Raw genomic sequence first — 22,676 nt, 5'->3', positions numbered from 1 at the left:
TGTGACGGTCACGTATGCCAGGAGTGGGTGCGAAGGTAGCCTTCCAGCGACAGCATTCCTGGGTGGATCTCCCGCAGTCGGCCCGGGTCGGCTTCGTAGCCGCTGGTCTCGAACCACCGGTTCATGACGTACATCTCCTCGCCCTGCTGGGCGCGGAAGTCCTCCCATGAGATGTGCCGCACTTCGACCGGGCTCCGCAGGACCCGGGCGAAGGTATCGGCGGACTGCGCCATCGACAGTTCGTCCCCAGCCAGGTCCACCGATCGTCCCTTCCAGTGGTCGGGTCGGCTCAGTGCCAGGAGGGTGAAGGCGCCGATGTCCTCGACGCTGACCTGCTGCACCGGTCGCTCAGGCGACAGTGGGGTCACCAAACGGCCGCTTGTGATCTCCTGTCGGCGGCCCTCCCAGTTCTCCATCAAGAACACCGGTCGCAGCACCGTGTAGGGGACCGAGGCCTGCGCGAGATGCCGTTCGATCTCGTACTTGCTGTCGAAGTGCGGAATGCCGGTGTTCTTGTCGGCGCTGCCCACCGAGCTGAACACAAAGTGCCCGATCCCGGCCTGCGCGGCGAGGTCGACCATCAGCCGGCCCTGGGCCACCTCCCCCTCATAACCCGCTGTGAAGAACTGCGTCACGCAGAACACCGCATCTGTACCTGCCAAAGCCGCACGCAGCGAGTCCGCGTCCCCCAGATCACCGGCCACCACCTGCGCGCCTCGATCCGCCAGGACTCGAGCGGCCGGCTTGCCCGGATCGCGGGTCAGCGCCCGCACCGGCCAACCTGCCGCCAGCAGATGCCGCGCCACCGCTCCCCCCTGCTGGCCCGTCGCTCCGACCACCAGCACCACGCCGCGAGGCTCGTCGGCTTCAGACGTCATCGCTACCTCCCTCTCGGCCCGCCCAGCCCCACCGGGCACTTCGAGAGCAGTCCAATGCCCTTCAGCAGTAACGGCTCATCGGTACCACCAGCCGGTTGCAGGGCAAACCAAGGCAGCCGCACCGTTGAACTCGGCCGCCTGATCGGGGTGCCGGCCGGGCGTGAGGACTGTGGCGTAGCGGCCGCGGTGGTCGGGGTGGACAAGAGCCAGGAGGTCCGGGAGCGCGGTGAAAGAGTCGGTGTCCTCGCACGTACCGCGGATGAGTTCGTGGAAGATCGCGGTGCCTTCCCAGGCCGCGCGGTCACCGTGGGTGAGGCAGCGATGCGGCGGGCCGCGTCCATGGCGGCTTCTTGGCCGGCGGCCGCGCAGCGGACCGCGCAGGTCGATGCCCGCATCAAGGAGCCGTTTCCCCTGCTGGTTCACCTGCACCGCCTCCGCGCATCTCGTCTACGGAGGGGTTGGGGCTCCTTGGAAAAGCCCAGCCCTGCTCTTCGTCCCCGCTTGGTTGTGGGCTCGACCAGGGGGGCGGGTCCGTCTGACAGCCGCCAGATTCGAGGGGCGTCGCGGACTGGGGTGGCCATAGGCCATCGCGGGGCGACGCTCGAAGAGTGCCTTGACCGGCCGGGGCGCTCCCGCACCCTCCGGAAGCCGGGCGGACCCGCTTCTGTGACCGGGCGCGCTGGTCGGCCCGATTGGTCGACCAGAGCGCCCGAAGGAAGTGCCGGCCGGCGCGGTCGCCGGAGGCGGGGCACCACCCCGGCGTCCGGTCAGCGGGTGGCGAGGAACTCGAGCGTGTCGATCACGCGGTTCGAGAAGCCCCACTCGTTGTCGTACCACGCGACCACCTTGACGTGGCGGCCGTCGACGCGGGTGAGGGCCGAGTCAAAGATCGACGAGGCGGGATTGCCCGTGATGTCGGACGACACGAGCGGGTCGTCCGAGTACTCGAGGATGCCGGCGAGCGGTCCCTCCGCTGCGGCGCGGTACGCCGCCAGCACGTCGTCGCGCGTCACGTCGCGGGCGACGGTCGTGTTGAGTTCGACGATCGAGCCCACCGGCACCGGTACGCGGATCGAGTCGCCCGACAGCTTGCCCTCGAGGTTCGGCAGCACCAGGCCGATCGCCTTGGCGGCGCCGGTCGTGGTCGGCACGATGTTGACGCCGGCGGCCCGGGCGCGACGGGCGTCGCGGTGCGGACCGTCCTGCAGGTTCTGCTCCTGCGTGTAGGCGTGCACCGTCGTCATGAACCCGTGTTCGATACCGGCGAGTTCGTCGAGGACCGCGGCCAGCGGCGCGAGCGCGTTGGTGGTGCAGGAGGCGTTCGAGACGATCGTGTGCACGGCCGGGTCGTAGGCGTCGGTGTTGACCCCGAACGCGAGGGTGACGTCGGCGCCGTCCGACGGCGCGCTGACGAGTACCTTCTTCGCGCCCGCGTCGAGGTGGGCCCGGGCGGCCTTGGCCGAGGTGAAGCGGCCGGTGGCTTCCAGGACGAGGTCGACGCCGAGTTCGGCCCAGGGCAGCTGCGCCGGTTCGCGCTCGGCCAGCACCGTGATCCGACGGCCGTCGACGACGAGGGCGTCCCCGTCGACGGTCACCGGGCGCCCGAGCCGGCCGGCCGTGCTGTCGTAGGCGAGCAGCCGGGCGAGAGTGGCGGGCTCCGTCAGGTCGTTGACGGCGACGATCTCGAGGGCGCTGTCGCGCTCCAGCAGCGCGCGCAGCACATTGCGTCCGATGCGGCCGAATCCGTTGATGGCGATGCGAGTCATGAGTGATGTCCCTTTCCTTCGCCATCAGGCTCGCCCGCGGCCGGCGCCGCTGACAGTGGCGGGATCGCCACGGTTCAAAAGGATCTCGCCACGCGGCGCCGGGGGTCACTCGCCCCGGGTGAAGGTGCGCCGGTACTCGCTCGGTGTGGTGCCGAGGATGTGCTGGAAGTGCAGGCGCAGGTTCGCGCCGGTGCCGAGCCCGACGTCGGCGGCGATCTGTTCGACACTGCGCTGCGAGCGCTCCAGCAGTTCGCGGGCCAGGTCGATGCGGGCGCGCATCACCCACTGCATCGGTGTGTAGCCGGTCTCCTCGACGAAGCGCCGGGAGAACGTGCGCGGCGAGACCCCCGCCTGCCGCGCCAGTATGTCGAGGGTGAGGGGTTCGCCGAGCCGGTGCAGGGCCCACTCGCGGGTGGCGCCGAAGCGCTCGCCGAGCGGCTCGGGGACGCTGCGCGGCACGTACTGGGCCTGCCCCCCGCTGCGGTAGGGGGCCGCGACCAGACGCCGGGCCGCGTGGTTGGACGTTGCCACCCCGAGGTCGCCGCGCAGGATGTGCAGGCAGAGGTCGATGCCGGAGGCGGCGCCGGCCGAGGTGAGCACGCTGCCCTCGTCGACGAACAGCACCTTCTCGTCGACCTGGACGAGCGGATGCCTGGCCACGAGGGCCCGCGTGTAGTGCCAGTGCGTCGTGGCGCGCCTGCCGTCGAGCAGGCCCGTGGCGGCGAGCGCGAAGGCGCCCGTCGAGATGGCGGCGAGCCGCGCGCCCCGGTCGTGGGCGGCGATCAGTGCCTCGACGACGGCCTGCGGCGGGTCGTCGCGGTCCGGGAACCGGTAGCCGGGGACGAAGACGATGTCGGCCCACGCAAGCGCGTCGAGGCCGTGGGCGACGTAGTACGCGAGGCCGTCACCGCCGGTCACGAGACCGGGTGTCGCTCCGCACACCCGCACCTCGTACGGCATGCTCGCGCGGGTCGTGAAAACCTGCGCGGGAATTCCGACATCGAGCGGCTTCGCACCCTCGAGCACAAGGACGGCGACGCGATGCAGGCGGGGTGCAGGCACAGGAAGAGGTTACGTGAGGCGTGACTTCGATACGCCCACTGCGCGGACCGGGCAGACGACACACCGGCCGGGCCGTCTTCCACGTCGCAGCCCACCGCCTGACGCGTACCTGCGGGACAGCGGCTTCACAGCGCCGCCCGCGGGCTGCCTCGATACCGCCTGTACCTGAGTGGACCCGCGCCGAGGCGCACCAGGAGGCCGCGGAGACCGGCCACCACGACAAGGGGCACGAGATCTCCGCCGGCACACCCGGGCGTACGGCTCACCCACGGAAGGGGGTACCGCCTTCACCAGTCCCTGTCCGGCCGCCGGCGTCATCCGATCCATCCCGGGCACCCTTTGTGGTGCCCCGACCCTGTCGGCAGAAGAGATCACACAGGCAATGGATCACCCCGCCCCACTCTCCGGGTAACGTCAAGGTATGAGTCATCCGCACCCCGAACTTAAAGCCGCCCCGCCCCTGCCCGAGGGAGGGCTGCGGGTCGTCGCCCTGGGCGGCCTGGGTGAGATCGGCCGCAACATGACCGTCTTCGAGTACGCCGGCAAGCTGCTCATCGTCGACTGCGGCGTGCTGTTCCCCGAGGAGACCCAGCCCGGCGTGGACGTGATCCTGCCGGACTTCACCTCGATCCGGGACCGCCTGGACGACATCGTGGCCGTGGTCCTCACCCACGGCCACGAGGACCACATCGGCGGCGTGCCGTACCTGCTGCGCGAGCGGCGCGACATCCCCGTCGTCGGTTCCAAGCTGACGCTGGCGTTCCTGGAGGCCAAGCTCAAGGAACACGGCATCCGGCCGCGCACGGTGCGGGTGCGGGAGGGCGACCGGCGCGGCTTCGGGCCCTTCGACTGCGAGTTCGTGGCGGTCAACCACTCCATCCCGGACAGCCTCGCGGTCGCGATCCGCACCGGCGCCGGGATGGTGCTGCACACGGGCGACTTCAAGATGGACCAGTTCCCTCTCGACGACCGCATCACCGATCTGCGCGCCTTCGCCCGCCTCGGCGAGGAGGGCGTCGACCTGTTCCTCACCGACTCCACCAACGCCGAAGTACCCGGCTTCACCACTTCCGAGCGTGAGCTGAACCCGGCGATCGAGCAGGTGATGCGCACCGCGCCGCGCCGGGTCATCGTCTCCAGCTTCGCCAGCCACGTGCACCGCATCCAGCAGGTCCTGGACGCCGCCCACCAGCACGGCCGCAAGGTCGCCTTCGTCGGCCGGTCGATGGTCCGCAACATGGGCATCGCCCGTGACCTGGGCTACCTGAAGGTGCCATCCGGTCTGGTCGTGAGCACGAAGGAGCTCGAGAAGCTCCCGGAGCACCAGATCACTCTGGTGTGCACCGGCTCCCAGGGCGAACCCATGGCCGCGCTGTCACGGATGGCCAACCGCGACCACATGATCCGCATCGGCAAGGGCGACACCGTCCTGCTCGCCAGCTCCCTCATCCCCGGCAACGAGAACGCCATCTACCGGGTGATCAACGGACTCACCCGGTGGGGTGCCCACGTGGTCCACAAGGGCAACGCCAAGGTGCACGTCTCCGGGCACGCCAGCGCCGGCGAACTCGTCTACTGCTACAACATCGTCAAACCGCGCAACGTCATGCCCGTGCACGGCGAATGGCGTCACCTGCGGGCCAACGGCGACCTCGCCATCCGTACCGGCGTCGATCCCGACCGGGTCGTCATCGCCGAGGACGGCGTCGTCGTCGACCTCGTCGACGGGCGTGCGTCCATCACCGGCAAGGTCCCCGCAGGCAACGTCTACGTGGACGGCATGGAAGTCGGCGGCGCCACCGAAGCCTCCCTCAAGGACCGCCTCACCCTCGCCGCCGAAGGCGTGGTCACGGTGGTGGCGATCGTCGACGCGGACACCGGCGCCCTCGCCGAGGCCCCCGACTTCCTGGCCCGCGGCTTCGTCCACGACGACACCACCTTCGAGTCGGTCATCCCCGTCATCGAGAAGACCCTGGCCACCGCGGCCGAGGAAGGCGTCGGGGACGCGCACCAGCTCGAACAGCTCATCGCCCGCGCCGTGGCGAACTGGGCGTTCCGCACCCACCGCCGCAAGCCCCTCATCATCCCGGTCATCATCGACGCCTGAGCCACGGCCCGGCAGCAGAACCGATCTCACCGGCCGACATCCGTGGCATCGAAAGGCGCATGGATGAGCCCGCGTCTCGAAGAGATCGACTGGCGCCGGACCCCGCCGGAGGGAGGGGGACATCAGCTCGTGGCGTCGTGGCGTCGTGGCGTCGCGGCGTCCGGGGTCGGACGCCGATGTGTGCGAGGTGAAACCCGGCGACGAGTTCCTGATGTCCAGCCTCTTCACCGGCCCGCTGGGTCGGCCTGTACGAACAACCGCGCGCACTGCTGCACACCGGCCGCGTCGTACGCGTCGACCACCCCGCCCCGGCCTGTGGGCAGATGACGTCATCTCCCCGGCCCGGACGTAAGCCGTCTTCGTCCTCACGGCCACGGCCACCTCGCTCGCCGCCCTCGCCGGCAACGTACGGCTGTGTGGGCTGGGCCCGGACGCCGGCTACCGCCTGCGCCCGCTGTCTCCCGCCGACCGAGCGCCCGGCATGGAACGCGGCACCACCGCAGGCGCTCGACTTCGCGCGTCGAGTGCGCGGCGATCCTGGAGCACGCCCAGCTTGGTTGCCCTGGGGCTTTACCGCCTGCCGTCACTCGGTCGGCTTGTCTCCGGACCGCCGACATGTGGAGGTTACTGGCGATAGGTGCGGCGAGGGGAACGACCGGTGACCTGCGGCGGCGTCCGGGAGCAGTCGGGTCTGCCCGAGTTCGGCACCGTGCTCGCCCGCCCCGACGTCGTTGTCGCAGCCGAAGCGATCGGCATCACCGGCATCCGTGTGACCGACCCGGCCGGGAGAACGCCGTGCGACGCGCCTTCCCCACTCCCGGCCCACTGGGGGGCGACCGGGGACTGACAGCAGTTGGAGGAATGCCGGACGGTGACCGGGGTAGGCGAATGCTCGCCGGACGATGGACCGGCGACGACGAAGCGATCGAAGGGGAGGGACGCATGATGACGACGACCGTGCAGATCACCGGGCAGACGGTGGACGTTCCGGAGGTCGCGGACCCTTCCAGGGTCGCACCGAAGGACGCGCGGGAGTTGTCGAAGGTGTTCTTCGACCAGCTCGCGGTGCTGGAGGAGGGGACGCCCGAGTACCAGTACGCCCGTAACACGCTGATCGAGATGAACATGTCCCTCGTCCGCTACGCGGCCGGCCGGTTCCGCAGCCGCGGCCCCGAGGAGATGGAGGACATCGTCCAGGTCGGCATGATCGGCCTGATCAAGGCGATCGACCGGTTCGAGCTGACCCGCGAGGTCGAGTTCACCTCCTTCGCCGTCCCCTACATCGTGGGGGAGATCAAGCGCTTCTTCCGCGACACCTCCTGGGCCGTGCACGTACCGCGCCGCCTCCAGGAAGCCCGCGTCCAGCTCGCCCGCGCCAACGAGGAACTGCGCAGCCGGCTGGGCCGGACGCCGACGACCGAGGAGCTGTCCGAGCTGATGTGCCTTCCGAAGGACGAGGTCGTGGAGGCCCAGCTCGCCTCCAACGGCTACAAGTCCGCCTCGCTGGACGCGGCGATCAGTGGCAGCGAGGACGGTGAGGCCGCGCTGGCGGACTTCATCGGCGACGAGGACGCCGCGCTCGGCCTGGTCGAGGACTTCCACGCCCTGGCCCCGATGATCGCCGAACTCGACGAACGTGACCGCAAGATCATTCACTGGCGGTTCGTGGAGGAACTCACCCAGGCCCAGATCGGCGAACGGCTCGGCGTCTCCCAGATGCACGTCTCCCGGCTGATCTCCCGTCTCCTGGGCCGCCTGCGCGAAGGCATGCTCAGCACCGCCTGACGGCCGTCGGCCCGGCAGCCGGACGTCGCCCGATGTTCCTCGCGGAGCGGCGCAGAGGCCGGGCGTCGTGCCTCACGTCGCGGGGTCCTGCCGGTCGGGCGGGGCCCCGCAACGGCGGGCGAGGGCGCCGGTGCCGTGGCTGTACGCCGATGAGCGTGTCCCGTTCCGTCAGCTGGAAGATCAGCGCCACCGACCGGGCATCGTCGTCGGCCGTGACACGCTCTCCTTGGCGGACAGCGCCGGCAGACGGAGATCCGCCCCCTCACGCCCGAGGGGTCACGGAGGGCGAGGGCACCGCGTCGGTCAGCGGCAGCCCGGGCCGGGGAAGCGCCGCCAGGACCTGATCTGCCGCCTCCGCCTCCCGCGCTGCGGAAGCCCAGCTCACCGCGCCGCGCGACAGGCAGCCCCGGCGCGTGAGTGCCGTCTCATTCTCCTTGCACGGGTTCCCCTCGCACAGGCTTCATCAGCTCTGCGTTGAACTGAGCGCCGACCAGCAGAGCCAGGTTGGACAGCCACAGCCACACCAGGAAGACCACGACGCCTGCCAGTGAACCGTACAGGCGGTGATAGGTGCCGACATGGGCGGTGTAGAGGGCGAAGCCGAGTGAGGCGGCCAACAGGAGCGCTACCGCCAGTGTGCCGCCGGGCGCCATCTTCCCGACAGGGCGGGAGGACGCCGGGCCCGAACGGTACAGGACGAGCACCAGAGTGACGGCGACCACGGCCACGACCGGCCACCGCAGTGTGTCCCAGGCGTCCTGCAGCCCGGTACCCAGCTGCAGCGCCCGGCCCAGACGCCGGGCCAGGCTCCCGGTGAGAAACAACGCGAGGGTCGACGTGAGAAGCAGGAAGATCAGGACGAGCGCCGTGGCGATGATGCGCGGAGCGGTGCGCCAGACAGGCCGGTGCGCGCTGACTTGATGCATGGCGTGCAACGCCCGGCGGAAGACGCTCAGATAGCTGCATCCCGACCACAGGGCTCCCGCCCCTCCGAAGAAGATCAGCGTCCATGCCGCTGACGACTGTCCGGCCATCTGCCGCAGGGTGCTGCGCAGCAGCGCGCGGGACGCGACCGGGGCGGCCCGCGACATGCGGTCGATGAGCTCCGGCTGGGCCGTGGGCATGGTCAGCCCCAGGATCGAGACGATCACCAGCAGCAAGGGAAACAGGGCCAGGACCGCGTAATAGGTCAGCGCGGCTGCCCAGTCCGTGACGTCATCGTTCCAGACGGCCACCGGCGTCCGGCGCAGCGCCGCCCACCATCGAGCCCGGTGACCGTTTCCGTCATCCATGACGCGGATGCTCTCACCTTCGGTCAATGTGCGTGTGACCGGCACGCGTTCCGAGCCGCCGGTCCGGCCGGCGGACGGTCACAGCGGGCCAGGGCTTCTGTCCCTCGCCTCTCTCAGCCACCGTGCGATGGACACGGCCGTCGGCACGCTCCCGTGCTCGCCGGGAACGTGGGGGCGCGGACTCGGTGTCGACCTGGGCGACGGCCCGGGGAGCAACACGATGATGCCAACGAAAAGGGGCCCTCCCGCGATTACGCAGGGCAGGCCCCATTTCAAGATTCTCGGCGGGGAGGGGTGATCAGTGCTTGAACGCGTCCTTGGCCTTTTCCTTGGCCTCACGGGCATCCCCCGCGCTCTTTTCCGCCTGTCCCTCAGCAGCCATCCGGTCGTTTCCGGTAGCGCTTCCCAGGGCTTCCTTTGCCTTGCCCTTGGCCTGCTCGGTCTTCGCCTTGGCCTTCTCGCCGGCAGTCATGGAAAAGCACCTCCTGATAGGTCTGTCCGCTGTCGCGGTAACCCGCTTGTGCCCCGGCGTTCCCTTCACAAACAAAGCGTCGTGGACGAATGAAAGAGGATATGTGGGATAGGCGAGCGTGCGGGAGGTTGATAAACATGGTTCCCCTGCTGCTAGTTCTGCTTCTTGCACTGGTCCTCTTCGGCGCGGGCTTCGCCGTCAAGGTCCTCTGGTGGGTTGCTGTCGCCGTCCTGGTGCTGTGGCTTCTCGGCTTCGTCATGCGTTCCACCACAGCCGGTGGTGGCCGAGGCCGCTGGTACCGATGGTGATCTGACCCGCGTCACCCCTCATCACGGGGCCCGGCCGACATGTCGGCCGGGCCCCGTGGACTACTACATGGGGGCAGTGTGACAGCGGGTGATACGGCGGAGCCCCTTGGGAACCATCCGGAGCACCTTGCCGAGCCAGGCGCTGCGTTCGGTGTGCTCGGCCGGGCCAGGGGCGGACCGGGCACGCAGTGCGAACACGGCGGCGTGATCGGTGGTCTCGGCTGGATCAGGGGCCGGCAGGGCACGAATGCCGGCGGACACCTCGGCGTGCGCCGGGATGGGGAACGCGTCTCGGCCGCTGCCGGTCACGCGCACGCCTGGCACGGCGGAGAGGCGGTCAGCCCGGGAAACCGACCGGAGAAGATCCAGACGGTATAGCGGGCGACATCGGTCTGGATCCTCAACTGAACGACTCGAACCCGGGTTTTGCAGGCCCAGTTGTCCCACTCCAAGCCGATGTCCCGGGCCCCGGGGACGGTGAGGGCGTGGCTCCAGCCGCCGGGGCCGACGAACAGGTCGAGGATGATCCGCCTCACGAGGCCGGCTCTGAATTTTCCTGTACCAGCTCGGCTTCGCCCCGGCAGGCCCAGGGAGAGCAGCCGTCGAACCACGCCGTTCTCCAGCTGCTCCGCATCGGTTCGGGCATCCGGTCGCTGCCGGCGGGCGGCCGATTCGGCGGCAGTGCGGTGGCCGATCGGGGCCTGGGCGAGCGGTTCCCGGGAGCGGTGCAGGAACGCCTGCCCGAGCAGCCGACCCGCCGCACGAAGGCACTCCCCGGTGCGAAATACTCTCCCGATGAGTTCACGCACTTCCCCGACCAGCCGGCCGATCACGATACGGCGGGCCGTCGCGCGGGACGCCAAACGGCTCACGCGGCTCGTGCGTGGCTCAGGCGCCTACGAGGGTAAGTACGCAGCCGCAGTCGCGGGCTACCGGGTCGGTCCTGATTACATCGAAGCCCACCGCACCTTCCTAGCCGTCGGCGCCGACGAGCATGGAGGCCGGGTCATCGGGTTCTACTCGCTCGTCCTCGCTCCACCGGAGCTCGACCTGCTGTTCGTCGCCGACGAAGCGCAAGGACGGGGTATCGGACGGCTGCTCGTGGCGCACATGCAGTCCGAGGCCCGTGCCGCCGGGCTCGACCGTCTCAAGGTCGTGTCGCATCCTCCCGCCGAGGACTTCTACCACCGCGTCGGTGCGGTGCGGACCGGGACCGCGCTCGCGAACCCGCCCGCCGTGCCGTGGGACCGTCCCGAATTCGAGTTTCGCATTCCTTCGGAATGACGCGGTGCGCCGGTCCGCAGGGCACCGGCTCCGCCTGCATGGTGGCCGGCATGCAGGAGCCGCTGGACGCCGCGCGCTCCGTGTGTGCCGTCGACTCTGCCTTGGCGGGGGCGTCTGCGCCAGCGGCCTCTCCCGGCGACTCCCTCGCCTCCGGCATTCCCAGAGCGTTGAGCTCGTCCCTCAGCCTCTCCCGTTCAGGTGGCCGAAAACGAGAATGCAAAAGCACCACCTCCGGCCCGCTTCTGCGAACGAGTCTGTCCAACGCCGCCTGAACCGCCACGGCGCGCTCCACCGTGTTGAACAGTGAGGCTGCGCCCTCTTGAAGTGGCTGGTCAGCACGGGTGGTGTGCCCCCGCTTCGGGCTGCTCGTACAGGTCGCGGGCGGCAGTCTGGGGTGTAGATCGTCTGGCAGGGCGGTTTTGCCGATGAGTTCACCGTCCTCGAACGGTCCACCCAGCGACACGACCGTTCTCGACAGGAGTGCCATGTCCACCATCCAGCCAGTGATCATCACTGCCGACCAGGACGTCCTGCTCGGCTTCTATACGAAATTGTTCCGCGCCGAGGAGATCTTCCGGGTACCGGCGGAAGGCCCGGCCTTGTACCTCGGCTTGCGCATCGGCGACACCGACCTGGGGCTGGTGGCCAAGGCGAACCCGGGGACCGGGGCGGTACCGCGGATCCTGCTCAGCATCGGTGTTGAGGACGTCGACGAGACGCTCGGCCGGGTGGAGGCGCTGGGCGGCTCGGTCCGCGGCGCCCCCAACGACATGCCGTGGGGACAGCGCGTCGCCCACATCCAGGACCCCGACGGCAACCCGGTGAACCTCACTCAGCCGATCCCGGCCCGGTGACGCTGTTTTGGGGGCATGTGCTGATCGTGGTCTACCTGCGGTAGAGATCAATCGGATTGCACCTTGTCTTCGACGCCTGCGAGCCCCATCACGCCGCGATGGTCATGCACGGCATGCGGATGGTCCAGCCTCATGCGCTGACGCCGCACGCCACCGCCGCGCATGCCGGGGCGGCCCTGCTGCTGACCTGGTGGCTGCGGTGCGGCGAGGCGGCACTGTGGTCGCTGCTGCGGTGGGCGGTCGCGTTCGTGCCGGGGCTTGCCGCCTGGTGGCCAGGAGCCGGAGAACCCGGCCCCCGTGCTCAAGCTCACCGCCAAGGGCGCGGAGGACGGCGGTGGCACCTCGACCGCTTCGACGGCGAGTTCGAAGGGCTCCGAGAGTGCCAAGCCGACCGCATCGGCCAGCGACTCGACCGCCCGCGGTCTGGGCATCGCCGGGCTGGTCGTCGGCGTGCTGGGTTTGGCAGCGGCGGGCTTTGCTGTCGTGCGCGGCCGTTCCGCCGGGTCCCAGGCGGAGTAGCGCACCTGCCCTGCCGACGGTAGCCGTCGGCAGGGCAGCGTTCCGTAGCCGTGGCCCTCGCGCACAGTTGTCCCCTACGTGACGCGTACCACAACGCTGCTCCGGAACTCGTCCCCCGGCGGCCCCGACTCCTGATGCAGTACGGCGCGATCCGACCGACGCCGTACGACGTGATCTGGAGACGCGGTTGATGGACGAGTCCAGGCAAATCTCCTCCGGCGCGGGTGCGGTGTTGCGGAAGCCCGTGCCTCCGCCCGCCCTGTGCGGATTCCTTCTCCTGCTGGCGCTGATGTTCGCAGTGTCGTATGCCGTCGGTGCCGCCGCAGGGCCTGTCGCGCCCGGCATGCACAGCACCGACACGAGCCGGGGTGACGGCGATCCCGGCGGCACCACGGACGACATGGGAGACATGCACGGGGGTGGCCACTGATGGGCGGGGAATCAGTGGCCGTGGACCTGGTGACGACCGACCTGACCGTCGGCGGCATGACCTGCGCGGCCTGTGTGAGGCGCGTCGAGAAGAAGCTCGGCACGCTGGACGGGGTCACGGCGACCGTCAATCTGGCCACTGGACGGGCGCGTGTGAACCACCCGCCCGGGATCAACCCCGGGGAACTCGTCGCCGCCGTCGAGAAGGCCGGCTACACGGCTGCCCTTCCCGAAACGCCCGAACAGCCCGAGACGCGCGAGGGCAGGGACGCGGGCGAGCCCGAGGAAGCTCGCCAGGAGCGGGGCCGGCTGCTGATCACCGCGCTGCTCGCGGCGCCCGTGCTCGTGCTGTCGATGGTGCCCGCGCTACAGTTCCGTAACTGGCAGTGGCTGTGCTTCGCGCTGGCCGCGCCGGTCGCCGTGTGGGGCGCGTTGCCCTTCCACGTGCGTGCGGCGCGTGGGCTTCGGCATGCGGCGGCGACCATGGACACCCTGGTGTCGCTAGGAGTGGTGGCGTCCTTCTCCTGGTCTGCGTACGCGCTCTTCCTCGGCGGTGCGGGAGAGCCCGGCATGCGGATGCCGTTCACCCTGGTGCCCTCGGCTTCGGATGGTGCGGCGCACCTCTATCTGGAAGCGGCCGTCGGCGTACCTCTGTTCGTGTTGGCGGGGCGGTTCCTGGAGGCGCGGGCCCGGCGTGGGACCGGGGCGGCACTCAGGTCGCTGGCCCAACTCTCCACCAAAAAAGTGACGATCCGTGACGACAACGGCGAACAGCTTGTCCCGGTCGGGCGGTTGAGGGTGGGGCAGGTTTTCGTGGTGCGGCCGGGGGAGCGCGTGGCCACCGACGGCCAGGTCGTGGAAGGCAGTTCAGCCGTCGATCTGTCCCTGGTCACCGGCGAGAGCGAACCCGTCGAGGTCGGGCCAGGTTCGGCGGTGGTCGGCGGCGCCGTCAACGCCGGCGGGTTGCTGCTGGTGAAGGCCACGGCCGTCGGCGCCGACACACAGCTCGCCCGGATCACCCGGCTGGTGACCGAGGCCCAGGCCGGCAAGGCGCGGGCGCAGCGGCTGGCCGACACGGTGGCAGGCGTGTTCGTCCCCGTCGTGCTGACACTGGCCGTCACCTGTCTCGGCTTCTGGCTCGGCGCCGGCGCCGACCCGCAGGCCGCCGTCACCGCGTGCGTGGCCGTCCTCGTCGTGGCCTGCCCCTGCGCGCTCGGCCTGGCCACGCCGACCGCGCTGATGGCCGCGACCGGCCGCGGCGCCCAACTGGGCGTCCTCGTCAGCGGACCCCAGGCACTGGAGGGGCTCCAGCACATCGACACGGTCGTCCTGGACAAGACCGGCACACTCACCTCCGGCCACATGACCGTCGCCCGCGTCACGGTCGTACCCGACGGACCGGGCAAGGAGGCGCTGCTGCGACTGGCCGGGGCCGTCGAGCACGGCTCGGAGCATCCCCTGGGTCGCGCGATCGCCTCCTACGCCCGGCGGGAACTCCCCGAGAGGCCGCTGCCGGACGTGAGCGAGTTCGCCGCCGTGCCGGGGCGGGGCGTACGCGGCCTGGTCGAGGGCCGACTCGTGGAAGTCCTCTCCCCGGACGGTGAGTTGCCCACCATCCTGGAGGACGCGCTGTTGGGAGCGGAGGCTGCCGCCCATACCCCTGTTCTGGTGCGGGTGGACGGTGTGGCCGAGGCACTGATCGAGGTCGGGGACGTGGTACGGCCCGGAAGCTACCGTGCCGTCGACCGGCTGCGGCGCCTCGGCGTGCCTGCGGTGCTCGCCACCGGTGACCGTGAGGCAGCCGCGCAGGCCGTGGCCGCAGCCCTGGGCGTCGACGAGGTGCACGCCCGCTGCACTCCCGAGGCCAAGGCCGACCTCGTACGGGGCCTGCAGGAGCAGGGCTACCGCGTCGCGGTCATCGGCGACGGAGTGAACGACGCCGCAGCCCTGGCCGGCGCCGACCTAGGCATCGCCATGGGCAGCGGCACGGACGTGGCCATCGGGGCCGCCGACGTGACGTTGGTACGCGGGGACATCGAGGCGTTGGCGGACGCGGTCCGGCTCGCCCGGCGCACGCTGGCCACGATCCGGGCAAACCTCGCCTGGGCCTTCGGCTACAACCTCGTGACCGTGCCTCTCGCCATGGTCGGCCTGCTCAATCCGATGCTCGCCGCGGCGGCGATGTCGGTGAGTTCCCTCCTGGTCGTGGGCAACAGCCTGCGGCTGCGCGCCTGGCAGCCTTCGCCCGCTCCCGCCCGGAGGTACACCCGATGACCGAGCGGAACCTCTGGCGGCCCACTCGCCGCCGACTGACCGACACCCTCCTCGCCGCGCTCGCGCCCGTGGCCGCGTGCAGCCTCGCCCTCGGCGGGCTGACCACCTGGACCGGGGCCGGGAAGGCGGGCAGCCCGGCCCGGATCACCGTCTCGAACGGGCGGGTCCTCCTGCCGTACGGGGACAGCACGGACACCGCGGCGCTCTTCGACATCGCCAACGTCGGTGGCGCGGACGACCGCCTGGTGAACGTGACGTCCACCGCCACGCACGGCCGGATCACCCTCAGCGGGCACCGCATGCTGGGCGGCCGGGCCGCCTACAAGGCGGACGTAACCGCGGCCGCCGTCCCTGCGGGCGGCGTGCTGTCCATGTCGCCGCGCGGGGTGGACGTGACGCTGCGGGCGGGGGCCGGCTGGCGGGCAGGTGACCTCGTGCCGTTCACGCTGCACTTCGCGCGCAGCGCACCGGTCGAGACGATCGCGGTCGTGCTCCGGCCGAGCGACAGCGGTCCATGATCCCCCCGAGAGCGGAGAAGACCTCTCCTAGACGTCGGGGCAGAGTGTCGTCGAGTTCCAGCAGGTTGTCGTGGTCTGGATCACATCCTGCGGATTGAGTGCGGTCCCCCGTGGATGCCCGTACCCACGCATGACGAGCGAACCCCGGATGCGAGGATGAGGCGCCATGACAGCAGGGTGGTGTGCTCGCGCGATACGGGCCGCGGTGTTCGCGGCCATGTGCGTGCTGCTTGCTGCCCTGGGCCACGTCCTGATGTCGGGCAGCGACGTGCCGACGTGGGCGCTGGCGGCCGGCGGTGCCGTGACCGGGTTCGTGGGCTGGTGTCTGGCGGGGCGTGAGCGCGGGCTGCCGTTGATCGTGACGGTCGTGGTCGCCGCCCAAGCGGCGCTGCACGAGGCGTTCGCCTACGCCCAGTCGACGTCCGGCACGTCCGACGGCTCCGCCTCCATGGGCATGAGCGGCATGGGCTCCATGGACAGCTCCATGGACATGGGCGTCATGCCTATGCACCACACGGGCATGAGCCCCATGGATCACATGGGGCACTCCATGAACGGTGGTTCGTCGTCGTTCGGCATGCTCTCCGCCCACCTGCTCGCCGCGGTGCTGTGCGGCCTGTGGCTGGCGTGCGGCGAAAAGGCCGTCTTCCGGATCCTGCGGGCAGCGGCCGGATGGCTTGCGGCGCCACTGCGGCTGCTGCTCGCCCTGCCCGCCACCCCCGACCGCCCGCGCGCCCACCTGCGGCGCCGCCGCTCGGACCGGGCGCCGCGGCTCCTCCTCCTCGTCCACGCGATCACTTCTCGGGGTCCGCCCGTGGGAACGGCTGTCGTCTGAAGGCAGCTGCTTTCCCGAGGCCGCCCGGCTCCCCGTGTGCGCCCCGGGCCACGGCCGTACGCCCGCACAGGCGCTGTAGCGCCACAGCGGCGCCGTAGGGCCGTCTTTCCCACTTTCACCGGACCGCGCGCTGTCGCGCGCCCAGGTCCGGATCACGGTTGACCCGAGAAGGACACCACGTGATTACCTCTGCCCTGCCCACCTCGCGCACTCGGAGCGACATCCCGGCGGCGCTCGACGAATCGATCACCGCATGGGCGCTTGCCGCCCGAGGCGGTGACGCGCACGCGGTCGAGCAGTTCGTGCGCGCCCTGCACCGGGACGTCCAGCGCTATGTCGCCCATCTGTGCGGCGATCCGCAAGCTGTGGACGATCTGGCGCAGGACACGTTCCTGCGGGCGCTCGGCAGCCTGCACCGCTTCGAAGGGCGTTCCTCGGCCCGGGCCTGGCTGCTGTCCATCGCCCGCCGGGCGGTGATCGACAGCTATCGGCACGCCGCCACCCGGCCACGCCTGGCCGACGTACCGGACTGGCAGGTGGCCGTCGAGCTGGCCCAGCCATGCGACCTGCCCGGCTTCGACGACGGCATCGCCCTGCTCGATCTGCTGGCCTCACTGCCCGACGACCGTCGGCAGGCGTTCATCCTCACGCAGCTGCTCGGCCTGCCGTATGCGGAGGCCGCCGAGATGAGCGACTGCCCGATCGGCACGGTCCGCTCCCGCGTGGCCCGCGCCCGCGCAACGCTGATGGGCTTGCTGGACGAGGAGGACCAGCCTGCCGCGCTGGCGGCCTGACTGCCGGGAGGGTGCCGGTGCCGGCTGGAAGAACGGCACCGGCACCCTCGCTGGCGGAGTACCGGGAGCGGTTCACCTGAGCCGGATCGCCAACTGGCAGGGAACTCAGGGCACCTTCGCTCCGACTACTGGAGCGGGTGGCGAAGGCTCGCCCGTGTACCGAGTGGATCCGGGAGTTGTTCGATGCGTTCACGTGTGTGGGGCGGTACCGCGGCCGTCGTACTGGGCGGCCTGCTGGTGGCGGGCTGCGGCGGCGGGGGAAAGGACACGGCGGACGGGAACGCGGGGCAGGCCGGGAAGGCGGCTTCCGGCGGCTACCCGGTGTCCGTCACCGACTGCACAGGCGCCAGGACCACCTTCTCCAGCGCCCCGAAGAGAATCGTCACCAGCAACGCCTCCAGCCTGGAGCTGCTGCTGCGCCTCGGCGTCGGCGACCAGGTGATCGGCACGGGTTTCCCGCCCGGCAAGGGCACGCTGCCCGGCGCGCTCGACGCACAGGCGCAGAAGGTCAAGGTGCTCAGCCAGTCCGTGATCCCGAAGGAGAAGCTGCTCGGTTCCGGCGCCGACCTCTACATCGACACCTTCGCCTCCATGGGGAGCATGGGCGGCGGAGGGATGGGTGACGCGCCGACGGCGGAGGAGTTCCAGGCGGCTGGGATCAAGCACATCTACCTGAAGTCCACCGCCTGCACCGCCCAGAGCAAGACCCCGGTGACCGATCTGTCAGCTGTCGAGGCCGACATCACCTCCCTCGGCGCGGTCACCGGCACGAGCGCTCAAGCACAGAAACTCGTCGCCGGGATGAAGGAGAAGGTGGGCGCGGTCCAGAAAGTCGTCGGCGGTACGGCGGAGAGCAGCCGGCCGACGTACTTCTTCTTCGACTACGACGCCGGTACCAAGCAGCCCTCCGTCACCTGCAACCGCCAGGTCGCCAACGCCGTGATCACCCTGGCCGGAGCCCGCAACGTCTTCGCCGACTGCGACGGCGACTACAAGCAGGTCGGCTGGGAGGACGTCATCGCCAAGAACCCTGACTGGATCCAGCTAGGGGTGCGCAACCGGGGCAGCGAGGTGGCGAACAAGAAGGCGTTCGACGAGGCCGAGCAGTGGCTGAAGTCGAACCCCGCCACCAAGGGACTGAAGGCGGTCAAGGAGGGCCACTTCGTGCGCATCGGCTCCGAGCAGACCACCATCGCGGGAGTCGAGAACGCCGACACGGTCGAGGCCATCGCCAAGACCCTCTACCCCGGCAAGGTCGCCTGATCGTGGCCTTCACACTGGTGCGCCGGAAGGCCGTGGCTGCGCACGAGCGCGGCAGCCTGCCCGCTGGCCCGCTCGCGGCGGTTCTGACCGTGGCGCTGCTGGCCGCGCTGACGGCGGCCGTGGCCTGGGGCTCGACGTCCATCGCGCCCGGCGAGGTGTGGAGCGTGATGTGGCGACGGCTGTCCGGCGAGGCTCCGCGCCCCGGCACGGACGACCTCATCGTCTGGCAACTCCGAGTCCCTCGCGCCTTGCTCGCCGCCCTCGTCGGCGCCGGCCTCGGTCTCGTCGGTACGGCCGTCCAGGCGCTGGTGCGCAACCCGCTGGCCGACCCATATCTGCTGGGCATCTCCAACGGCGCCTCCCTCGGCGCGGTCGCCGCGATCGTCCTCGGCCTCGGCGCCGGCGGGGCACTGGGACTGGGGTTGTCCGGCGCTGCTTTTGCCGGTGCGCTGGCGACGTTCGTCCTGGTGTGGACGGTGGCCCGGCGCGGCGGGGGATTCGCGCCGCTGCGCCTGGTCCTGGCCGGGGTCGCGATCGGCCAGTTCCTCTCCGGGTTCACCAGCTACCTGGTGCTGCGGGCCGGGGACGAGCAGCAGACGCACAGCGTCCTGTTCTGGCTCATGGGCAGCCTCGGCGGAGCGACCTGGGATCTGCTCGCGGTACCCGCCGTCGCCGTTCCCGTCGCGCTGCTGTGGCTCCAGGCGCGTGCCCGGGGCCTGAACGCTCTGCTGATGGGAGACGAGACGGCCGCGGGACTGGGCATCGAAGTCACCCGGCTGCGCCGCGAGCTGTTCACCGTGACCAGCGTGCTGACAGGTGTGCTGGTCGCCGTCTCCGGCGCGATTGCCTTCGTCGCGCTGATGGTGCCGCACGCCTGCCGCCTGGTCGTCGGCGGCGACCACCGACGCCTCCTGCCGATCTCCGCATTGTTCGGGGCTCTGCTCCTGGTGGTGGTCGACATCGTGTGCCGTACGGCGATGGACACGCAGGAGCTGCCGGTGGGCGTGGTCACCTCGCTGCTCGGGGCTCCGGCCCTGCTGTATCTGCTGGACCGACGTTTGGGGAGCGGCAGTTGAGGATCGACATCGAGGACCTGTCCGTCGCCTACGCGGGCCGTAGGGTCGTCGCGGGTGCTCAGCTGATCGCGGCCGAGGGCGAGATCACCGGTCTGGTCGGCCCGAACGGCAGCGGCAAGTCCACGCTCCTGCGCACCGTCTACCGGCACCTGAAGCCCGCAGCCGGGCGGGTCCTGCTCGCCGGCACCGACCTGCGGGAGATGACCCCGCTCCAGTCGGCGCGGCACGTGGCGGCCCTGCCGCAGGAGCGGGGGAGCGACTTCGAGCTGGCCGTGCGCGAGGTCGTCGCCATGGGCCGTACGCCCTACAAGCGTGCCTTCGCCGGGGAGGACGCCACCGACCGGGATATCGTCGCCCGCGCCCTGGCCGACGTCGGCATGGCGGAGCAGGCCGGGCGCCGCTTCACGGCCCTGTCCGGTGGTGAGCGCCAACGTGTTCTGTTGGCAAGGGCGTTCGCCCAGGACCCGGACGTCCTGGTGCTGGACGAGCCGACCAACCACCTCGATATCCGCCACCAGGTCGACCTGCTCGCGCTCCTGCGCGCCCAGCGCCGTACGACCCTGGTGTCGCTGCATGACCTGAATGCCGCGGCCTCCGTATGTGACCGTCTCCACGTCCTGCATGATGGAGCGGTCGTCGCCTCCGGCCCGCCGCGGGAAGTCCTCACGCCTGCGCTGATGGCGGAGGTGTTCGGGGTGCGAGCGGCGTTGGTCGACCATCCCCTGACCGGTGACCCGCTCATCGCCTTCGACCACCGGGAGCCGGTGGACGAGGCACCGGCGGCTGTACCGCTGGAGACGCCCACCCGGGGATGAACGGGCTGATGAACGGGCTCGGGCAGGACGACGGTCGCGTCCTGCCCGCTCGGCCGTCTGCCGGGCTCAGGCGGCGATGGAGTCGGCGATGCCGTACCCGGCCTCGACGATCGCCGCGCGCAGCCGCTCGTCGTCAAGGTCCGTGCCGTGCACGGTGACGGCTTTGGCGGCGAGGTCGACCGCGACCTCGCTCACCCCGGGTACCTCGCAGACCTCTTCCCTGATGCTCGCCGCGCAGTGCTCGCAGCTCATTCCCGTGACGTTGTACTGCTTCTGCTCCATGGCGCAACTCCTGGATGCGGATGAGACTTCGGCGTGGCGTACGGGTGCCCGAACACGGATGTCCAGGTCGACGCCGTCGCCTCAGTAGTCGGCTGAGCGGAGCGTGGAGTTCCGCCGTAGGCATGCCGATTCGATGTCCGGTGGGAGGGAAGGAACCCTCCGCGGCACGCACCGGGCAGCGGGCGTGTTCAGCACGGTGGGGGGGGGAGGGCAGTCGGATGGCGCGGCTCCGGCACCACGTGCACGGCGGTTCCCACGCGGTATGGCCTTGGGATCCTGAGCCCAGGACGATCCGGACCGGCTGGGCGCGGTTCGACGGGGGAGCCTGGCCGTTGCTCTCGGCCACCGTGTCCGTTCTCGTAGCCGGGTACGGCCGGCTGGGATCCGTCGTCGACGGAGCGTTCGGCGCGGCTGTGGGCTGTGCCGCCGGGCTGATTCTTTGCGCGCTGCTGTACCTGCCGGTGGAGTCGGCCGTGTCGAGCATGCCGGCACGCGGCGGCCGCCGCGACTGATCGGCGCGGGCAGTTTCAGCCTGCCCGCCATGATTTTTGGACGTGCCCGGGAACTCGTATGCGATCCCTTCCGACTTGTGGGACGAGGCTGCCGTCCGGCAGCCCACCCACGACCGTGAGGGGCGGCAACGGTGACAGGCCACAGTCCCGGTTCGGAACAGCCCGGCCACATACCCGTCGGCGGCGAGGACCGCTGGCTGCTCGTTGCGGTGGCCGGCCTGCTGTCGTTCGTGGCGATGTTCGACATGAACATCGTCAACGTGGCCCTGGCGGACATCGCCGACAGTCTGCAGGTCTCCGCCGCGACCGCCCAGTGGGCGGTCCTGGGTTATCAACTGCCCGTGGCCGCCCTGCTGTTGCCTGCCGGCCGGTGGCTGGACGGGGTCGGGATGCGCTCCGCCCTGCTGGTCGCGACCGCGGGCTTCGGTCTGTGCAGCGCGCTGGCGGCCGCCGCACCCTGGGCGTCCTGGCTGATCGCCGCCCGCCTCGCCCAGGGCGCGTTCGGGGCCGTGCTCTTCGTGCTGATGCCGGTTCTCGCCCTGCGTTCGGTACGGCCGGAACTGCGCGCGCGGGCCATGAGCGTGCCCGCGACGCTGGGCCCGCTGGGCGCCGTGACCGGCCCGGCGGTGGGCGGACTGCTGCTGGACCACCTGGGCTGGCGCGCCGTCTTCCTGGTCAAGATCCCCTTCTGTCTACTTGCTCTGGTCGTGGCGGTGAGGGCGATGCCGAAGGACGGGGGCCTGCGCTTGCCCGACCGGCGGTCGGCGGCGGATGTGCTGCTGGTCGGTTCCGGGGTGGCCGCCCTGCTGCTGGCGCTGACCCTGGCGCCGGGAAGCCCAAGGGCGCTGGTGCTCGCGCTTGCCGCCGTACCGCCGTTGTGGTGGTGGCTGCGGGGACCGGGCGGCCGTCCGGTGGCCGGCGTACTGCGGGCGGCGGGGCTGTTCCGGGCGCACACGGCGGTGCTGGCGCTGGCGGCCGGGTTCGCGGCGATGCACTACGTCGTCGCCCTGCACCTCCAGCGCGACGACGGCGTCAGCGCCACCACGACCGGGCTGACCGTGCTCGCCTTCCCGCTCGGCATGGGGCTGGCCGGACCGCTCGGTGGTCGCCTCGCCGACCGGTGCGGGGCCCGGCCGGTGGCGGTCATCGGCGCCGCACTCACCGCCGCCGGTCTGCTCCTCCTCGTTCCGCTGGGGAGCGACTGGTCACCGGTGGACGTGGCCTGGCGGCTGGCGCTGGCCGGCCTCGGCATGGGCCTGAACGGCGGCCCCACCCAGGCCCTCGTCCTGGGCGCCGCCCCAGCGGACCGCACGGCGACCGTGGGCTCCTCCGTACAGCTGGCCCGCAGCCTCGGCTTCACCCTCGGCCCGGCCCTGGCCACCGCCGCCTGGGGCATGGCCGGCGGCGATAACGGTGTAACGGCCGGGCTGGCCCTGGCGGCAGCCGCCGCCTGTCTCGCCGTACCCCTGCTCGCACTGCGAGAACGCAAGCCGGCGCTCGCGCAAGAGACGTCCACCGACGCGGCTCCCGCCGCCCACCAACACTGACCGA

The 22,676-nt window shown here is 70.7% G+C and carries 21 protein-coding genes and 3 pseudogenes; 16 read left to right on the top strand and 8 right to left on the bottom strand.

What is annotated here, in order from left to right; genetic code table 11:
- Positions 1-8: 8 nt before the first annotated feature.
- The 4 genes and pseudogenes from ACZ7DL_RS22985 to ACZ7DL_RS22970 form a co-directional block, all read right to left on the bottom strand.
- The gene (locus ACZ7DL_RS22985) at positions 9-878 is read right to left on the bottom strand and encodes an NmrA/HSCARG family protein (protein WP_470776490.1); all 870 of its coding nucleotides are present in this window, start codon (positions 876-878) and stop codon (positions 9-11) included.
- Between the two features lie 117 nt (positions 879-995).
- Positions 996-1,288: pseudogene (locus ACZ7DL_RS22980) on the bottom strand (ADP-ribosylglycohydrolase family protein); the annotation flags it as partial.
- A 357-nt stretch (positions 1,289-1,645) separates the two neighbouring features.
- The gene (gene gap / locus ACZ7DL_RS22975) at positions 1,646-2,644 is read right to left on the bottom strand and encodes a type I glyceraldehyde-3-phosphate dehydrogenase (protein ID WP_470776487.1); all 999 of its coding nucleotides are present in this window, start codon (positions 2,642-2,644) and stop codon (positions 1,646-1,648) included.
- Between the two features lie 105 nt (positions 2,645-2,749).
- Positions 2,750-3,706, bottom strand: a complete 957-nt coding sequence (locus tag ACZ7DL_RS22970) for a GlxA family transcriptional regulator (protein ID WP_470776486.1) — start codon at positions 3,704-3,706, stop codon at positions 2,750-2,752.
- Positions 3,707-4,127: 421 nt separating this feature from the next.
- Between ACZ7DL_RS22970 and ACZ7DL_RS22965 the strand changes: the two genes are divergently transcribed.
- Both ACZ7DL_RS22965 and ACZ7DL_RS22960 read left to right on the top strand, forming a co-directional pair.
- Positions 4,128-5,813 carry a ribonuclease J gene (locus ACZ7DL_RS22965; protein WP_470776484.1) on the top strand — a complete coding sequence of 562 codons (1,686 nt, stop codon included), beginning with the start codon at positions 4,128-4,130 and terminating at the stop codon, positions 5,811-5,813.
- A gap of 942 nt (positions 5,814-6,755) precedes the next feature.
- A complete protein-coding gene (locus ACZ7DL_RS22960) occupies positions 6,756-7,598 on the top strand; it encodes an RNA polymerase sigma factor SigF (RefSeq protein ID WP_470776482.1) in 843 nt (280 codons plus the stop codon).
- A 425-nt stretch (positions 7,599-8,023) separates the two neighbouring features.
- Here ACZ7DL_RS22960 and ACZ7DL_RS22955 read toward each other — a convergent pair whose 3' ends face one another.
- Both ACZ7DL_RS22955 and ACZ7DL_RS22950 read right to left on the bottom strand, forming a co-directional pair.
- Positions 8,024-8,935, bottom strand: coding sequence for a YihY/virulence factor BrkB family protein (locus tag ACZ7DL_RS22955; RefSeq protein WP_470776480.1), 912 nt, complete (start codon positions 8,933-8,935; stop codon positions 8,024-8,026).
- A 253-nt stretch (positions 8,936-9,188) separates the two neighbouring features.
- The gene (locus ACZ7DL_RS22950) at positions 9,189-9,362 is read right to left on the bottom strand and encodes a CsbD family protein (RefSeq protein ID WP_470776478.1); all 174 of its coding nucleotides are present in this window, start codon (positions 9,360-9,362) and stop codon (positions 9,189-9,191) included.
- Between the two features lie 137 nt (positions 9,363-9,499).
- On the opposite strand from ACZ7DL_RS22950, the gene ACZ7DL_RS22945 reads away from it, so the two are divergent.
- Positions 9,500-9,670 (top strand): hydrophobic protein, encoded by a 171-nt coding sequence (locus ACZ7DL_RS22945; RefSeq protein ID WP_470776476.1) that lies wholly within the window; start codon positions 9,500-9,502, stop codon positions 9,668-9,670.
- A gap of 314 nt (positions 9,671-9,984) precedes the next feature.
- Here ACZ7DL_RS22945 and ACZ7DL_RS22940 read toward each other — a convergent pair.
- Positions 9,985-10,197: pseudogene (locus ACZ7DL_RS22940) on the bottom strand (DNA cytosine methyltransferase); the annotation flags it as partial.
- Between the two features lie 268 nt (positions 10,198-10,465).
- Here ACZ7DL_RS22940 and ACZ7DL_RS22935 point away from each other — a divergent pair.
- The 11 genes and pseudogenes from ACZ7DL_RS22935 (at position 10,466) to ACZ7DL_RS22885 (ending at position 20,331) form a co-directional block, all read left to right on the top strand.
- A complete protein-coding gene (locus ACZ7DL_RS22935) occupies positions 10,466-10,954 on the top strand; it encodes a GNAT family N-acetyltransferase (protein WP_470776474.1) in 489 nt (162 codons plus the stop codon).
- Positions 10,955-11,439: 485 nt separating this feature from the next.
- On the top strand, positions 11,440-11,808 hold the full coding sequence (locus ACZ7DL_RS22930) for a VOC family protein (protein WP_470776472.1): 369 nt from the start codon (positions 11,440-11,442) through the stop codon (positions 11,806-11,808).
- Between the two features lie 267 nt (positions 11,809-12,075).
- Positions 12,076-12,327 (top strand): annotated as a pseudogene (locus tag ACZ7DL_RS22925) (hypothetical protein); the annotation flags it as partial.
- 190 nt (positions 12,328-12,517) lie between these two features.
- Positions 12,518-12,757 (top strand): hypothetical protein, encoded by a 240-nt coding sequence (locus ACZ7DL_RS22920; RefSeq protein ID WP_470776470.1) that lies wholly within the window; start codon positions 12,518-12,520, stop codon positions 12,755-12,757.
- Entirely contained in the window at positions 12,757-15,030 is a 2,274-nt protein-coding gene (locus tag ACZ7DL_RS22915) for a heavy metal translocating P-type ATPase (RefSeq protein WP_470776468.1), read from the top strand. Before ACZ7DL_RS22920 ends, ACZ7DL_RS22915 begins: the two co-directional genes overlap by 1 nt.
- Positions 15,027-15,548 carry a copper chaperone PCu(A)C gene (locus tag ACZ7DL_RS22910; protein ID WP_470776467.1) on the top strand — a complete coding sequence of 174 codons (522 nt, stop codon included), beginning with the start codon at positions 15,027-15,029 and terminating at the stop codon, positions 15,546-15,548. The genes ACZ7DL_RS22915 and ACZ7DL_RS22910 overlap by 4 nt, the downstream gene beginning before the upstream one ends.
- 166 nt (positions 15,549-15,714) lie before the next feature.
- Positions 15,715-16,383 carry a hypothetical protein gene (locus ACZ7DL_RS22905; protein ID WP_470776465.1) on the top strand — a complete coding sequence of 223 codons (669 nt, stop codon included), beginning with the start codon at positions 15,715-15,717 and terminating at the stop codon, positions 16,381-16,383.
- Positions 16,384-16,562: 179 nt separating this feature from the next.
- Entirely contained in the window at positions 16,563-17,177 is a 615-nt protein-coding gene (locus ACZ7DL_RS22900) for a sigma-70 family RNA polymerase sigma factor (protein WP_470776463.1), read from the top strand.
- Between the two features lie 183 nt (positions 17,178-17,360).
- A complete protein-coding gene (locus ACZ7DL_RS22895; RefSeq protein ID WP_470776461.1) occupies positions 17,361-18,440 on the top strand; it encodes an ABC transporter substrate-binding protein in 1,080 nt (359 codons plus the stop codon).
- A gap of 2 nt (positions 18,441-18,442) precedes the next feature.
- Entirely contained in the window at positions 18,443-19,516 is a 1,074-nt protein-coding gene (locus ACZ7DL_RS22890) for a FecCD family ABC transporter permease (protein ID WP_470776459.1), read from the top strand.
- Complete coding sequence (locus ACZ7DL_RS22885) at positions 19,513-20,331, top strand: ABC transporter ATP-binding protein (RefSeq protein ID WP_470776457.1); 819 nt, start codon at positions 19,513-19,515, stop codon at positions 20,329-20,331. Before ACZ7DL_RS22890 ends, ACZ7DL_RS22885 begins: the two co-directional genes overlap by 4 nt.
- 66 nt (positions 20,332-20,397) lie before the next feature.
- Here ACZ7DL_RS22885 and ACZ7DL_RS22880 read toward each other — a convergent pair whose 3' ends face one another.
- Entirely contained in the window at positions 20,398-20,613 is a 216-nt protein-coding gene (locus ACZ7DL_RS22880; protein ID WP_470776455.1) for a heavy-metal-associated domain-containing protein, read from the bottom strand.
- 347 nt (positions 20,614-20,960) lie between these two features.
- Between ACZ7DL_RS22880 and ACZ7DL_RS22875 the strand changes: the two genes are divergently transcribed.
- Together ACZ7DL_RS22875 and ACZ7DL_RS22870 are read left to right on the top strand one after the other, a co-directional pair.
- Positions 20,961-21,125 carry a hypothetical protein gene (locus ACZ7DL_RS22875; protein WP_470776454.1) on the top strand — a complete coding sequence of 55 codons (165 nt, stop codon included), beginning with the start codon at positions 20,961-20,963 and terminating at the stop codon, positions 21,123-21,125.
- 131 nt (positions 21,126-21,256) lie between these two features.
- The gene (locus ACZ7DL_RS22870; RefSeq protein ID WP_470776452.1) at positions 21,257-22,672 is read left to right on the top strand and encodes an MFS transporter; all 1,416 of its coding nucleotides are present in this window, start codon (positions 21,257-21,259) and stop codon (positions 22,670-22,672) included.
- Positions 22,673-22,676: the final 4 nt, after the last annotated feature.

The sequence above is a fragment of the Streptomyces sp. NPDC036984 genome (assembly GCF_055607665.1).
This window is presented reverse-complemented; position numbering and strand designations above follow the sequence as displayed.

Bases quoted from the DNA above. Each gene is read 5' to 3' on its own strand.
- ACZ7DL_RS22920 (WP_470776470.1), top strand. From the start codon at position 12,518: ATGGACGAGTCCAGGCAAATCTCCTCCGGCGCGGGTGCGGTGTTGCGG.
- ACZ7DL_RS22910 (WP_470776467.1), top strand. From the start codon at position 15,027: ATGACCGAGCGGAACCTCTGGCGGCCCACTCGCCGCCGACTGACCGAC.
- ACZ7DL_RS22880 (WP_470776455.1), bottom strand. From the start codon at position 20,613: ATGGAGCAGAAGCAGTACAACGTCACGGGAATGAGCTGCGAGCACTGC.
- ACZ7DL_RS22965 (WP_470776484.1), top strand. From the start codon at position 4,128: ATGAGTCATCCGCACCCCGAACTTAAAGCCGCCCCGCCCCTGCCCGAG.
- ACZ7DL_RS22895 (WP_470776461.1), top strand. From the start codon at position 17,361: ATGCGTTCACGTGTGTGGGGCGGTACCGCGGCCGTCGTACTGGGCGGC.
- ACZ7DL_RS22945 (WP_470776476.1), top strand. From the start codon at position 9,500: ATGGTTCCCCTGCTGCTAGTTCTGCTTCTTGCACTGGTCCTCTTCGGC.
- ACZ7DL_RS22950 (WP_470776478.1), bottom strand. From the start codon at position 9,362: ATGACTGCCGGCGAGAAGGCCAAGGCGAAGACCGAGCAGGCCAAGGGC.
- ACZ7DL_RS22985 (WP_470776490.1), bottom strand. From the start codon at position 878: ATGACGTCTGAAGCCGACGAGCCTCGCGGCGTGGTGCTGGTGGTCGGA.
- gap (WP_470776487.1), bottom strand. From the start codon at position 2,644: ATGACTCGCATCGCCATCAACGGATTCGGCCGCATCGGACGCAATGTG.
- ACZ7DL_RS22905 (WP_470776465.1), top strand. From the start codon at position 15,715: ATGACAGCAGGGTGGTGTGCTCGCGCGATACGGGCCGCGGTGTTCGCG.
- ACZ7DL_RS22935 (WP_470776474.1), top strand. From the start codon at position 10,466: ATGAGTTCACGCACTTCCCCGACCAGCCGGCCGATCACGATACGGCGG.
- ACZ7DL_RS22960 (WP_470776482.1), top strand. From the start codon at position 6,756: ATGATGACGACGACCGTGCAGATCACCGGGCAGACGGTGGACGTTCCG.
- ACZ7DL_RS22915 (WP_470776468.1), top strand. From the start codon at position 12,757: ATGGGCGGGGAATCAGTGGCCGTGGACCTGGTGACGACCGACCTGACC.
- ACZ7DL_RS22930 (WP_470776472.1), top strand. From the start codon at position 11,440: ATGTCCACCATCCAGCCAGTGATCATCACTGCCGACCAGGACGTCCTG.